Genomic DNA, 13932 nt, shown 5'->3' with positions numbered 1-13932 from the left:
CCACCGCGCGGACGGGCCCAGCGCCCGACCCGGTCCACCCCGGTCCACCCCGTCGTGTCGACAGCTTGATGTGAGGCGTCTTCCCATGTTCGAACCAGCCATAGCGCCGAGCGGCACCCTGCTCGGTCTGCTGCAGAGGGGCCGCGGCGACGGCACCCTGCACGCCCTCGCCGCCCCCCGTGCCGAGGCCCTGGAGGCCCTCGACCGGTGCGTGCTCGCCGACCCCCGCCACGACTGGCGGGTCGAGAACCGCTCCCTCTACTACGCCCGGCTCTACCTCGACCTCCACGGAGGTCTGGAGGCCATCGAGGCGCACCTCTTCGCGCCCGAGGACCTCCTCGACACCGAGGAGCACCGCACCGGGCTAGCCCTCGCCGTCCTCGGCCACCTGGCCTCCTACGGCCGCCACGACGCCCTGCTCCTGCTCCGGCGCTACGCGGCCACCGGCGCCAACTGGGCCTGGGCGCTCGACGAGCTCGCCCTCCGCGACGACGACGCCGGCCTGCGCTCCCTCGCCGAGCCCGTCCTCGCCCGCTTCCCGCAGGACGCGGCCGGCGACGCCGAGCTGGCCAGCACCGTCCGCGACGCCTTCGAGCCCCGCCCCTGGCGCCTGTGGGCCGAGGACCAGCGCGACGCCGTCGGCGCCCGCGTCCGCGCCGCCCAGGAACACGGTTCCTTCGACCGCTGGCAGCGCCAGATGCGTCCCACCGGCCCGCGCCCCGGCTGGAGCGTGCGCGCCGTCCTCGACTGGGCCCAGGAGGGGTACGAGCGCGGCGCCGACCTCGCCGGACCCGCCGCCCGCTGCCTGGCCGCCGTGGCCGGCCCCGAGGACCGTCCCGAGCTGCTCGCCGCCGGCCGCGCCGGCGCCCCCGGCGCGCGTGCCGCCGTCCTGCACCACCTGGCCGCCGGCCGGGACCCCGCCGTCCTCGATCTCGTCGAGGCCGCCGCCGACGGAGTGCACCCCCTCGACCGCACGGCCGCCGCCGAAGCGTCCGGACAGGGCGACCCGTACGGCGACGTCCCCGGGGCCGTCGACCGCGACGCCCTGCACGTCGCCCGGGCCGCCGTCACCGCCTACCTCCGCATGTGCGGCGAGGACGCCGTCGCCCGCGCCCGTGCCTGGGCCGGGCGCCCCGACCCCCTCGGCGCGGCCGCCGGCGAACTCCTCGCCGCGCGCGGCGAGGACCGGGACGCGGAGCTCGTCCTCGGCGCCCTGCGCACCGCCATCCGCGCCGCCGGGACCGACGCGCCCGCGCTCGGCGCCCTCGTCGACGGCGCCGGACGCCTCGGCATCGCCTGCGCGGCCCCCGTGCTGCGCCACGTCTACCGGGAGACGGCCTCCTCCCAGCTGCGCGGCCGCACGGCCCGCGCCCTCGCGGCCACCGACCCCTGCTTCGCGAGCGGCTTCGCCGTCGAGTGCCTCTGGGACTGCGAGGAGACGACCCGCGAGATCGCGGCCCAGCACGCCGAGACGGCCGACGTCCGGGTCGCCGAGCGATTGCGCCGTCTCGCCGCCGACCCGGCCGAGGAGGTCGAGGTCCAGACGGCGGTCCGCAACCGCATCGGGCCCGACCTCCAGGTCTGACCCGGCCCCACACCGCCTCCGCCCGGGGTGGCGCGGCCCGCGGCGGCACCCCCGCCGATCGTGGCCCCGCCCCGGGACCGGACGGCCGGCCTCCGGCACGGCCAGGGCACACACGGCGTCACCGGCTCGACGCCGGGAGGGTACGGGCCGCGCCGGCTCCCCCGGGTGGGTGAGAGCCGCCCGGGCCCGGACTCCAGGCGAGTACGGGTTCCACCGGCCCGGCCCCGGGCGGGTACGGCGGGCACCGCCTGGGCCCCGGGACCGGGCCCCTCACCGGCGCCCGGCCCGGCGCCGACGGAGCACGAGCCCGCGCGCGGCGTCGGCGCGGGGACCGGAACCGCGCCGGGCTGCCGGGGCGGGAAAAGCTCACGGGACGTTCCCCCGGCGTCCAGATCCACGTCGGCGGGGACACGTCGAGCGCGACGAGAACACCCGTATGCGTGTCGTCATCGTCACCGAATCCTTTCCCCCCGACATCAACGGTGTGGCGCACTGCGCCCTCCAGACCGCGCGCCACCTCGTCCGCCGGGGCCACCAGCCCCTCGTGATCGCCCCGGCCGTCCCCGACCCCACCGCCGACGCCGACGCGCCGTGCCCGGTGGTCCGCGTCCCCTCCCTGCCCCTGCCCGGCTACGCCCAGGTCCGGGTCGCCCTCCCCAGCCGCCGCGTCGCCGCGGCCATCGCCGCCCACCGCGCCGACCTCGTCCACCTGGCCGGGCCCTTCGTCCTCGGCGTCCGCGCCATGGCCGCCGCCACCCGCCTCCGGGTGCCGACCGTCGCCGTCTACCAGACCGACCTCGCCGGCTACGCCCGCACCTACGTCGGCACCGGGGAGGCCACCGCCTGGCGCCGGCTCCGCGCCGTCCACGGCGCCGCCGACCGCACCCTCGCCCCGTCCCGGGCCGCCCGCCGCGACCTGGAGGCCCACGGCATCGCCCGCGTACGGCTCTGGGGCCGGGGCGTCGACACCACCCGCTTCCACCCCGGCCGCCGGGACCCGGACCTGCGCCGCGCCCTCGCCCCCGACGGCGCGCTGCTCGTCGGGTACGTCGGCCGCCTCGCCCCGGAGAAGCGCGTGGACCTCCTCGCCGCCACCGACGGACTCCCCGGGGTCCGGCTCGTGGTCGTCGGGGACGGACCCAGCGGCCCCGCGCTCCGCGACCGCCTCCCGGGCGCCCACTTCCTCGGCCGCCGCACCGGCGACGACCTGGCCCGGATCTTCGCCTCGCTCGACGTCTTCGCCCACACCGGCCCGTACGAGACCTTCTGCCAGACCGTCCAGGAGGCGATGGCCAGCGGACTGCCGGTCATCGCCCCGGCCGCCGGCGGACCGCTCGATCTCGTCGCCCACCGCCGCACCGGCCTCCTCGTCCCGCCGGAGGACCCCCTCGCCCTCCGCGAGGCCGTCACCGCCCTCGCCGCCGCCCCCGGACTGCGCGCCGCCTACGGAAGGGCCGGGCGGGCCGACGTCGAGGGCCGCACCTGGGAAGCCCTCGGCGACGAACTCATCGGCCACTACCTGGAAGTCCTGCGCGAGCGGACGGCGGTGGCGGCGTGAACGGGCGGAGCCACCCGGCCACCCCCGCCGGAACCCCGCAGGGCCGAGGAAACGGCGGCTCCACGCGCGCGTACCGCGCCTCGTACGGCCGCGAGGGCCTGCGCATCGTCCGGCTGGCGAACTTCGTCACCCCCACCTCGGGCGGCCTGCGCACCGCGCTCGACCGGCTCGGCCGCGGCTATCGCGAGGCCGGCCACGACCCCGTCCTGATCGTCCCCGGCGCCACCGCCACCGACGAGCCGGCCGCACAGGGCCGGGTCGTCACCCTGCCCGGCCCCGAACTCCCCGGCACCGGCGGCTACCGGGTCCTCGCCGACCGGCGCCGGCTCGCCGGGCTCCTCGACCGGCTGGCCCCCGACCGGATCGAGGTCTCCGACCGCACCACCCTGCGCTGGACGGGGGAGTGGGCCCGCCGCGCCCGCGTCCCCGCCGTGATGGTCTCCCACGAGACCGCCGACGGCGTCCTGCGCACCTGGGGCGTCCCCGCCCCGCTCGCCGCCCGCGCCGCCGACCGGCTCAACCGCCGCACCGCCTGGGCCTACGGCCGGATCGTGTGCACCACGGCCTGGGCGGAGGAGGAGTTCCTCCGGGTCGGCGCCCGCAACGTCGTACGGGCTCCGCTCGGCGTCGACCTGGAGCGCTGCCGGCCCGGCCGGCGCGACCCCGCGGTGCGGGCCGGATACGCGGAGGGCGCCGGCGTCCTGCTGGTGCTCTGCTCCCGCCTCTCCGTGGAGAAGAGGCCCGGCACGGCTCTGGACGCCCTCGCCGGGCTGCGGGACGCCGGCGTGCCGGCCCGGCTGGTGGTCGCCGGCGACGGTCCGCTGCGGCCCGGCCTGGAGCGGCGGGCCCGGGAGCGGGGCCTGCCCGTCCGGTTCCTCGGCCACGTCGCCGACCGGGAGGCCCTCGCCGATCTCCAGGCCGCCGCAGACCTCTGCCTGGCCCCCGGCCCCGCCGAGACCTTCGGGCTCTCCGCCCTGGAGGCCCTGGCCTGCGGGACACCGGCCGTCGTCAGCGCCTCCTCGGCGCTCCCCGAGGTCGTCGGCACGGCCGGGGCGGCGGCCGCCGACACCCCTGCGGCCTTCGCCGACGCGGCGCGCGGACTCCTCGCGCTCCCGGAGGCCGCACGCAGGGCCGCCGCACGCGCGCGTGCCGAACGCTTCTCCTGGGACCGCTCGGTGGCCGCCTTCCTCCGCGCCCACGAGGCGACCGCGCCGCCGGAGTCCGTCACGGCTCCCGCTCCGACCGTCGCGGACTCCGGCACCGCCGCCGTGGGGGACCCGGCCCGGCCGCAGGAGGTCGGCGGATGACCCTGACCGGGGGAGACCGGCGGACGCCCCCGGGCTGCGGCGGTCTCGTCCCGGTCCAGGGAGCCGGCCGGGAGGCGGGCCCGTCGCGCGAGGCCGACGCGCGTGCGGGGGCGGGCCCGCGTCCCGAGGCCGACGCCCGCGGGGAGGCGGGCCCGTATCCCGGGGTTCCCGCCCGCGCGGAGGCCGTGCCGCTGCGGTTCGTCGTGCTCGGGGACTCCTTCAGCGAGGGGGTCGGGGACCGGGCGGGCGGCGCGTGGCGCGGGTGGGCCGCGCTCCTCGCCGACGGGCTCGCCGGGCCCGGGCAGCGCCTGGAGTTCGTCAACCTCGCCGTCAGCGGCGCGCTCAGCGCCGACGTCGCCGAGGACCAGACGCCGCGCGCGGTGGCCCTCGAGCCGCACCTCGCCTCCGTCGTGGTCGGCGTCAACGACACCCTGCGGCACACCTTCGACATCGGGCTGTTCGCCGGCCGCCTGGACCGGGCCCTCACCGCGCTCGACGCGGCCGGAGCCGTACTCCTGACCGCCTGCCTGCCCGACCCGGGACGGATGCTGGGTCTGCCGGGGCCGCTGGCCCGCCCGCTCGCCCGCCGGAGGCGGTCCGTGAACGCGGTGGTCCACGCCCTGTCGGCCCGGCACGACGCCGTCCACCTCCACCTCGCCGAACCGGCGTGGACCACCGACCGGGCGCTGTGGAGCGCCGACCGGCTCCATCCCGGCGAGCGCGGCCACCGCGCGGTCGCCGCGGCCTACCACCGGCTCCTCGCCGAGCGCGGGCTCGCCCAGGGGCCCGCGCCGTCCCCGGACGCGTCCGAACCGCCGCCCACGCGCGCGGAGACCGCCCTCTGGCTCGCGACCGCCGGCACCGGCTGGGTGCTGCGCCGCAGCCGCGACCTGCTGCCGCAGCTCCTGCTGCTCGCCGGGGAGGAACTCCTCCATCACGCCGACGGCGGCGGCACCGGCCCGCTCGACGCGCGCGCCGAGACCGCCCTCTCCGAGGCCCTCGCGGCGACAATGGGGGGATGAGCGGGCGCTGGGAGTTCTGGATCGACCGGGGCGGCACCTTCACCGACGTCGTGGGGCGGCGCCCCGACGGGCGGCTCGTGACCCGCAAGGTCCTCTCCCACGACCCGGCCCGCCGCCAGGACGCCGCCGTGGCCGGCATCCGGCGGCTGATGGGGCTCGGCCCCGGGGACCCCGTCCCCGCCGACCGGATCGCCGTCGTCAAGATGGGCACCACCGTCGCCACCAACGCCCTCCTCGAACGGCGCGGCGAACCCACCCTCCTGCTGATCACCGAGGGCTTCCGCGACGCCCTGCGGATCGCCTACCAGAACCGGCCGCGCCTCTTCGACCGGCACATCGTGCTCCCGGAGGCCGTGTACGCGCGCGTGGCCGAGGTCCCCGAGCGGGTGGACGCCCGGGGCACGGTCGTCCGGCCCCTCGACGAGGACGCCGTCGCCGCCGCGCTCGCCGCCGCCCACCGGGACGGCCTCCGCTCCGCCGCCGTCGTCCTCATGCACGGCTACCGCCACCCGGACCACGAACTGCGGATCGCGGCCGCGGCCCGGGCCGCCGGTTTCACCCAGGTCAGCTGCTCCCACGAGGTCAGCCCGCTGATCAAGCTCGTCCCGCGCGGCGACACCACCGTCGTCGACGCCTACCTCTCGCCGGTACTGCGCCGCTACGTCGACGAGGTCGCCGCCGAACTCGCCGGGATCCGCCTGATGTTCATGCAGTCCAACGGCGGACTCCGGGAGGCCGCCCACTTCCGGGGCAAGGACGCCGTCCTCTCCGGGCCCGCGGGCGGCGTCGTCGGCATGGCCCGCACCTCCGCCCAGGCCGGACACGACCGGGTCATCGGCTTCGACATGGGCGGCACGTCCACGGACGTGTCCCACTACGCGGGGACCTTCGAGCGTGAACTCGGTTCACAGGTCGCCGGGGTGCGGATGCGGGCACCCATGATGAGCATCCACACCGTCGCCGCCGGCGGCGGCTCCGTCCTCCACTACGACGGGCGCCGCTACCGCGTCGGACCCGACTCGGCGGGTGCCGTCCCCGGGCCCGCCTGCTACCGGCGCGGCGGCCCGCTCACCGTCACCGACGCCCAGGTGATGCTCGGCCGCATCCAGCCCGCCCACTTCCCCGCCGTCTTCGGCCCGCACGGCGACGAACCCCTCGACGCCGGAGTCGTCCGCGAGCGGTTCACGGCCCTGGCCGAGGAGGTCGGCGGCGGCCGCACCCCCGAGGAGGTCGCGGCCGGCTTCCTGCGCATCGCCGTCCTCGACATGGCCAACGCCGTCAAGAAGATCTCCGTCCAGCGCGGCCACGACGTCACCCGCTACGCCCTCACCTGCTTCGGCGGCGCCGGCGGCCAGCACGCCTGCGCCGTCGCCGACGCCCTCGGCGTCGACACCGTCCTCGTCCCGCCGCTCGCCGGCGTCCTCTCCGCCTACGGCATCGGCCTCGCCGACGCCACCGCCCTGCGCGAACGGTCCGTCGAGGCCCCGCTCGACGCACCCGGCACCCCCGCGCGCGTGACCGCCGTCGCCACGGAACTCGCCGACCGCACCCGCGCCGAACTCCGCGCCGACGGCCTCCCCGACACCGCGATCACCACCCACGCGCGCGTACTCCTCCGCTACGCGGGCACCGACGCGAGCCGCCCCGTCGACCTCGGCCCCGCCGCCGCCATGGCCGCCGCCTTCACCGCCGACCACCGCGCCCGCTACGCCTTCACCATGGACAAGCCGCTCGTCGTGGAGGCCATCACCGTCGAGGCCGTCGGCACCGCCGGCCCCCACGGCCCCCTCCACCTCGCCGCCGGCGCCCGCACCGGCCCGCTCGTCCCCCGCGCCACCGTCCGCACCCACGACGGCGCCACCGCCTCCGACACCCCGCTCCACCGCCGCGAGGACCTGCGCCCGGGCGACACCGTCGACGGGCCCGCGATCCTCGCCGAGGACGACGCCACCACCGTCGTCGACCCCGGCTGGCGGGCCACCGCCGGCCCCTCCGGCCACCTCCTGCTCACCCGCGCCGTCCCGCGCCCCGCCCGCACCGCCGCCGGCACCGACGTGGACCCGGTCCTGCTGGAGGTCTTCCACAACCTCTTCATGGCCATCGCCGAGCAGATGGGCGTCCGTCTGGAGAACACCGCCCACTCCGTCAACATCAAGGAACGGCTCGACTTCTCCTGCGCGCTCTTCGACGCCGAGGGCAACCTCGTCGCCAACGCCCCCCACATCCCCGTCCACCTCGGCTCCATGGGCGAATCCATCAAGGAGGTCCTGCGCCGCCGCGCCGGCGACCTCCGGCCCGGTGACGTCTACGCCGTCAACGACCCCTACCACGGCGGCACGCACCTGCCCGACGTCACCGTCGTCACCCCCGTCTTCGACGACGGGGGGCGCACGCTCCGCTTCCTCGTCGCCTCCCGCGGCCACCACGCCGAGATCGGCGGCATCACCCCCGGCTCCATGCCCGCCTTCAGTCGCACCGTCGACGAGGAGGGCGTCCGCTTCGACAACTGGCTCCTCGTCCGCGACGGCAGGCTCCGCGAGGCCGAGACCCGCGCACTCCTCACCGGCGCCCCGTACCCCTCCCGCGACCCCGACACCAACCTCGCCGACCTGCGCGCCCAGATCGCCGCCAACGAGAAGGGCATCGAGGAACTCCGCGGAGCGGTGGCCGAGTTCGGCCTGGACGCCGTACAGGCGTACATGAGCCACGTGCGGGCCAACGCGGAGGAGTCCGTCCGCCGGATCGTCGCGCGCCTCCGCGACGGCACCCACCGGTACGAGACCGACACCGGCGCCGTCATCCAGGTCGCCGTCCGCGTCGACCGCGAACGGCGCTCCGCCGTCCTCGACTTCACCGGCACCTCGCCCCAGCTGCCCGGCAACGCCAACGCCCCCACGGCGGTCGTCATGGCCGCCGTCCTGTACGTCTTCCGCACCCTCGTCGACGAGGACATCCCGCTCAACAGCGGCTGCCTGGAGCCCCTGGAGATCCGCGTCCCGCCCGGCTCCATGCTCGCCCCCGAACCGCCGGCCGCCACCGTCGCGGGGAACGTCGAGACCTCCCAGGCCGTCACCGGAGCCCTCTACGCGGCCCTCGGCGTCCAGGCCGAGGGCTCCGGCACCATGAACAACCTCACCTTCGGCGACGACCGCGTCCAGTACTACGAGACCGTCGCCAGCGGATCCGGCGCGGGCGACGGCTTCGACGGCGCCGACGCCGTCCAGACCCACATGACCAACTCCCGCCTCACCGACCCCGAGATCCTGGAGTGGCGCCACCCCGTCCGCGTCGACGCCTTCGCCGTCCGCGAGGGCAGCGGCGGCCGGGGCCGCTGGCACGGCGGCGACGGCGTGGAACGGCGGCTGCGGTTCCTGGAGCCGATGACGGTCACCCTCCTCACCGGCCACCGCCGCGTCCCCCCGTACGGGATGGCGGGCGGCGCCCCGGGCGCGCTCGGCGAGAACCTCGTCGAACGCGCCGACGGCACCGTGGAGACCCTCGGCGGCGCCGCGACCACCGAGGTCGGCCCCGGCGACGTGCTCGTCCTGCGCACCCCCGGCGGCGGGGGCTACGGCACCCCGCCGCAGGAGGGGCACGGGCCCGGGGGAGTCAGGGCGCCGTGACGAAGCGGACCGGCGTCCCCGGCGCGGCCTGCGCGGCCGCCCCCAGGTCGGCCTCCCGCACCACCGCCACCACCGGATAGCCGCCGGTCGTCGGATGGTCGGCGAGGAAGACCACCGGCCTCCCGTCCGGGGGCACCTGCACCGCCCCCAGGACCATGCCCTCGCTGGGCAGCTCCCCGGGCCGGGCGCGCTCCAGGGCGGGCCCGTCGAGCCGCAGCCCGATCCGGTTGCTCGCCGCGGAGACCAGGTACGCGCGCGTGGTCAGGGCCGTGAGCGCCCCACCGGTGAACCAGTCGTCGCGCGGCCCGAGCCGGACCCGCAGGACGAGTTCGTCCGGCGGGCCCGGCCAGGGGGGAGCGTCGACCGACCCCCGTACGGCCGTGGCCGCCCCCAGCGGCAGCACGGTCCCGTCCGCCAGCGGCGCCGGGCCCAGCCCGGACAGCAGGTCGGTGGAGCGGCTGCCGAGCACCGGATCGACGGCGATCCCGCCGCCGATCGCCACGTACGAGCGCAGCCCGCGCACGGCCTGACCGACCTCCAGGAGCGCCCCGGCCTGGACCCGCACCGCCGTGCCCCAGGGGAGCGGTCGGCCGTCGGCCCGCAGCGGACAGGGCGCGCCGCCCACCGCCACGGTCACCGCGCTCCGGGGGCGCAGGGCGCAGCCGGTCACGGTCGTCTCCAGGACCGCGGCCCCCTCGTCGTTGCCGACCAGCCGGTTGGCCAGCCCGGCGGCGGCCGGGTCCAGGGCGCCGGAGCGGGGCACGCCGAGGTGCGCGTACCCGGGTCGCCCCAGGTCCTGCACGGTGGTCAGGGCACCCGCCCGGACCACGGCGACGGCACGGTCGTTCACCGGCCGGCCCCCGTCCCCGGGAGGGCGTCCGGCGCGGGCGTGAACCGCACGCGCGTGCCGGGGGAGAAGAGCGCCGCCGGCTCGCGCCCGGTGTCCCACAGGACCACGTCCGTGGTCCCGATCAGCTGCCAGCCGCCCGGCGAGGAGCGCGGGTACACGCCCGTGTACGGCCCGGCAAGCGCCACCGCTCCGGCCGGTACCGCCGTGCGGGGCGTCGCCCGGCGCGGCACCTCGTACCGCGCGCCGAGCCCCGTGAGGTAGCCGAAGCCGGGAGCGAAGCCGCAGAACGCCACCCGGAACTCGGCCGAGGAGTGGATCCGTACCGCCTCGGCGGCCGACACCCCCCACCGGGCGGCCACCTCGGCCAGATCCGGCCCGTCGTACCGGACCCGGACCTCCACGACCTCGCCCACGCGCGCGTGCCCCGGCCGGAGTTCCCAGCCCGGCAGCTCGGCCGCGAGCCGCGCCGGCTCGGCCACACCGTCGAGCAGCACCGTCCGCGCGGCCGGCACGATCTCCCGTACGCCGGTCAGCGCGCCCGCCGCACGGCGCCGCAGCAGCTCCGCGTGGAACGCCTCGGCGGCCGCGCCGTCGGCCAGTTCGACCAGGAGGGCGCGCTCGCCCACCCGCAGCACCCTCACGCGAAGGCCCCCACCGCGACCCCGGCGGACTCCAGCCCGGCCCGGACGCGCCGGGCCAGCTCCACCGCGCCGGGGGTGTCCCCGTGCAGACAGAGCGATCGCGCCCGCACGGGCACGACCGTCCCGCAGTGCGCGGTCACCGTCCCCGCGCGGACGAGGGCCACCGACCGCTCGACCACCGTGTCCGGGTCATGCACGACGGCGCCCTCCCGCCCCCGCGGCAGCAGCGAGCCGTCGGCCCGGTAGGCGCGGTCGCCGAACGCCTCGGCGACCGCCGGGAGCCCCGCCCGCTCCGCAGCCTCGTGCAGCCGGGAACCCGGCAGCCCGAGCACCGGCAGCCCGCCGCCCGCCAGCAGTACCCCGTCGACGACCGCCGCCGCCTGCTCCGCGTCCCGCACCACCCGGTTGTAGAGCGCGCCGTGCGGCTTCACGTACGCCACCCGGGAGCCCGCCGCGCGGGCGAAGACCTCCAGGGCCCCGATCTGGTACGCCACCTCGGCGGCCAGCTCCGCGGCGGGCACGTCCATGGCGCGCCGCCCGAAGCCGGCCAGGTCCCGGTAGGAGACCTGGGCCCCGATCCGTACCCCCCGCTCGGCGGCGAGCGCGCACACCCGCCGCATGGTGACCGCGTCCCCCGCGTGGAAGCCGCAGGCCACGTTGGCGCTGGTGACGACGGAGAGCAGCCGCTCGTCGTCGGTCAGCGTCCAGCGGCCGAAGCCCTCGCCGAGATCGGCGTTCAGGTCGATCGAGACCCCGCTCATGATGGTGCTGTTCCCTTCGCTGGTGCTGTGGTGCTGTGGTGCTGTGGTGCTGTGGTGCTGTGGTGCTGTGGTGCGGTCGGGCGGAGGCGGTACGCGCGCGGGGGAGGCGGTTCTCAGACGGTGACGTCCGGGACCGGGCACGGCTTCGGATCGCGGGTGCGGAGGACGGTGGCCCCCGGGAGGCCGACGCCGTTCACCGGAACTCCTTCCCGCGCGTCTCCGGCAGGCCGAGCAGCGCCAGCACGGCGAGCCCGTACCCCACCGCGCCGAAGATCAGGGCCCCGCCGACGCCCCAGCTCTCGGAGAGGAAGCCGACCAGGGTGGGGAAGATCGCGCCGACCGCGCGCCCGGTGTTGTACGTGAGCCCCTGTCCGGTGCCGCGCACCGGCGTCGGGTACAGCTCGGCGAGGAAGGAGCCGAAGCCGCTGAAGATGGCCGACATGCAGAAGCCGAGCGGGAAGCCGAGGACCAGGAGGAGGGTGTTCGCGCCCGCCGGGATCTGGGTGTACGCGATCACCGACGCCGCCGACAGGACGGCGAAGAGCGCGATGTTCCGCTTCCGGCCGATCCGGTCCGTCAGATGGCCTCCCGTCAGGTAGCCGATGAAGGCGCCCGAGATCAGCAGCGTCAGGTAGCCGCCGGTCCCGACGACGGTCAGCCCGCGCTCGGTCTTGAGGAAGGTCGGCACCCAGGTGGCGAGGGTGTAGTAGCCGCCCTGCACGCCCGTGGAGAGCAGGGTCGCGAAGAGGGTGACGCGCAGCAGCCCCGGCCGGAAGACCGCCCGGAGCGACCCCCGCTCGGTGCTCGCCTCGCGGGCCGCGGCCGCCTGCGGGGCGTCCTCCACGTGCCGCCGGACCCAGACCACGAGCAGCGCCGGCAGCGCACCGGTCCAGAACAGGATCCGCCAGGCCAGGTCCGCCTCGAAGAACTGGAAGACCAGGGTGTAGACGATCACCGCGAGGGCCCAGCCCGCCGCCCACGCCGACTGCACGGCGCCGAGCGTACGGCCCCGGTGCCGGGCGGAGGCGTACTCGGCGACCAGGATCGCCCCGACCGCCCACTCGCCGCCGAACCCGAGGCCCTGGAGCGCCCGGAAGACCAGCAGGGTCTCGTAGTTCGGCGCGAAGCCGCAGAGCACGGTGAAGAGCGCGTAGGTGATCACCGTGATCATCAGGGCCTTGACGCGGCCGACCCGGTCGGCGAGGACCCCGGCGAGCGCGCCGCCCACCGCCGAGACCACCAGGGTCACCGTGGTGAGCAGTCCGGTCTGGCCCTTGTCGAGGTTGAAGTAGGCGGCGATCGCCACCATCGACAGCGGCAGGGTGAAGAAGTCGTAGGAATCCAGGGCGTAGCCGCCGAAGGCTCCGCCGAAGGCGCGCCGTCCGCGCGGGCCGAGGGCGCGCAGCCAGCCGAACGGGCCCGTGGTGTCGGGCCCGTCGTCCTGGGAGTGCCGCCGGGTCTGTGTCGTGCTCATCTGCACCTCGCAGTTGGGGGAGGCGTGCCTGAGAGACGTACGAGAGGCCGTGCGTGTGCGTGCTGGTTCCGTGGTGCCGAGTGCCTGGTTCCGTCGTGCCGGACGCCGGACGCCGGACGCCGGACGCCGGACGCCGTGTGGCGGGTGCCGACGCGCCGGCGGGTACCGGCGCGTGGTCCGGTGGTGACCGTGTGCGGTGGCGCCAAGGTAGGGGATTGTTCAACGATTCGACAAGGGGCCTGTTGTCCGGGATCCGTTTCTGCGATTGACTCGGCGGCTGGACGACGACGGGGCCGACCGCCCCGCAAGGAAGGGGGACCGTGGACGCGAGCGGCACCGGGACGACCGGGGGACTGGCGGACGACCGCGCGCTGCTCGGGCGCACCAGCACGGCGGAGCGGGTCGCGGACATCCTGCGCACCCGCATCGCCGAAGGCTTCTTCCCGCCCGGCACCCGGCTCTCCGAGGAGAGCATCGGCGGCGCCCTCGGGGTGTCCCGCAACACCCTGCGCGAGGCGTTCCGGCTCCTGACCCACGAGCGGCTGCTCGTCCACGAGCTCAACCGCGGGGTCTTCGTCCGCGTCCTCGCCGTGGACGACGTCGAGGACATCTACCGCACCCGACGGCTCGTCGAGTGCGCCGTCGTACGGGGCCTCGGCCATCCGCCCTTCCCGGTGGACGGCCTCGCCGCCGCCGTCGCCGAGGGCGAGGCCGCCGCCGGGGCCGGCGACTGGCGCGGGGTCTCCACCGCCAACATCCACTTCCACCGCGAACTCGTCGCCCTCGCCGGCAGCGCCCGTACCGACGAGCTCATGCGCGGCGTCCTCGCCGAACTCCGGCTCGCCTTCCACGTCGTGGACGACCCCCGGGCCCTCCACGAGCCCTACCTCGTCCGCAACAAGGAGATCCTGGACGCCCTGCGGACGGGGGAGCGGGCCGCCGCCGAACGGCTCCTCGCCCGCTACCTCGACGACTCCATCGACCGCGTGGCGGCCGCCTACGCCCGCGCCGTGGACGAACCGGCCGAGGAGTAGGGCCCCGCCGGAGGATCGGCGTCCGGCCGTGGAGCCCCAGGGAGGGCCCCGTCCGGCCGCGCCGGCGGAGGGTACCG

10 protein-coding genes are annotated in these 13932 nt (G+C 77.0%); 6 read left to right on the top strand and 4 right to left on the bottom strand.

All coding sequences use genetic code 11. The features are described from left to right. Positions 1–85: 85 nt before the first annotated feature. The 5 genes from ACFVU3_RS17420 to ACFVU3_RS17400 all read left to right on the top strand — a co-directional run bounded on the left by ACFVU3_RS17420 (position 86) and on the right by ACFVU3_RS17400 (position 9095). Complete coding sequence (locus tag ACFVU3_RS17420) at positions 86–1585, top strand: HEAT repeat domain-containing protein (protein WP_390067001.1); 1500 nt, start codon at positions 86–88, stop codon at positions 1583–1585. 436 nt (positions 1586–2021) lie between these two features. Then, on the top strand, positions 2022–3143 hold the full coding sequence (locus ACFVU3_RS17415; RefSeq protein WP_390066999.1) for a glycosyltransferase family 4 protein: 1122 nt from the start codon (positions 2022–2024) through the stop codon (positions 3141–3143). After that, positions 3140–4450, top strand: coding sequence for a glycosyltransferase (locus ACFVU3_RS17410; RefSeq protein WP_390066998.1), 1311 nt, complete (start codon positions 3140–3142; stop codon positions 4448–4450). The genes ACFVU3_RS17415 and ACFVU3_RS17410 overlap by 4 nt, the downstream gene beginning before the upstream one ends. Further along, on the top strand, positions 4447–5472 hold the full coding sequence (locus ACFVU3_RS17405; protein WP_390066996.1) for an SGNH/GDSL hydrolase family protein: 1026 nt from the start codon (positions 4447–4449) through the stop codon (positions 5470–5472). Before ACFVU3_RS17410 ends, ACFVU3_RS17405 begins: the two co-directional genes overlap by 4 nt. Next, positions 5469–9095: a hydantoinase B/oxoprolinase family protein gene (locus ACFVU3_RS17400; protein ID WP_390066994.1), complete on the top strand. Its 3627-nt coding sequence runs from the start codon at positions 5469–5471 to the stop codon at positions 9093–9095. The genes ACFVU3_RS17405 and ACFVU3_RS17400 overlap by 4 nt, the downstream gene beginning before the upstream one ends. Here the strand turns inward: ACFVU3_RS17400 and ACFVU3_RS17395 are convergent. The 4 genes from ACFVU3_RS17395 to ACFVU3_RS17380 all read right to left on the bottom strand — a co-directional run bounded on the left by ACFVU3_RS17395 (position 9082) and on the right by ACFVU3_RS17380 (position 12821). After that, entirely contained in the window at positions 9082–9945 is an 864-nt protein-coding gene (locus ACFVU3_RS17395) for a biotin-dependent carboxyltransferase family protein (RefSeq protein ID WP_390066992.1), read from the bottom strand. The genes ACFVU3_RS17400 and ACFVU3_RS17395 overlap by 14 nt on opposite strands. Continuing rightward, the gene (locus ACFVU3_RS17390) at positions 9942–10586 is read right to left on the bottom strand and encodes an allophanate hydrolase subunit 1 (RefSeq protein ID WP_390066990.1); all 645 of its coding nucleotides are present in this window, start codon (positions 10584–10586) and stop codon (positions 9942–9944) included. The genes ACFVU3_RS17395 and ACFVU3_RS17390 overlap by 4 nt, the downstream gene beginning before the upstream one ends. Beyond that, entirely contained in the window at positions 10583–11347 is a 765-nt protein-coding gene (locus tag ACFVU3_RS17385) for a LamB/YcsF family protein (RefSeq protein WP_390066988.1), read from the bottom strand. Before ACFVU3_RS17385 ends, ACFVU3_RS17390 begins: the two co-directional genes overlap by 4 nt. 193 nt (positions 11348–11540) lie before the next feature. Then, positions 11541–12821 carry an MFS transporter gene (locus tag ACFVU3_RS17380; RefSeq protein ID WP_390066986.1) on the bottom strand — a complete coding sequence of 427 codons (1281 nt, stop codon included), beginning with the start codon at positions 12819–12821 and terminating at the stop codon, positions 11541–11543. Positions 12822–13141: 320 nt separating this feature from the next. Between ACFVU3_RS17380 and ACFVU3_RS17375 the strand changes: the two genes are divergently transcribed. Beyond that, entirely contained in the window at positions 13142–13855 is a 714-nt protein-coding gene (locus tag ACFVU3_RS17375; protein ID WP_390066985.1) for a GntR family transcriptional regulator, read from the top strand. The last annotated feature ends 77 nt before the right edge of the window (positions 13856–13932 follow it).

It is taken from the genome of Streptomyces sp. NPDC058052, assembly GCF_042885515.1.
Classification (GTDB): domain Bacteria; phylum Actinomycetota; class Actinomycetes; order Streptomycetales; family Streptomycetaceae; genus Streptomyces.
This window is presented reverse-complemented; position numbering and strand designations above follow the sequence as displayed.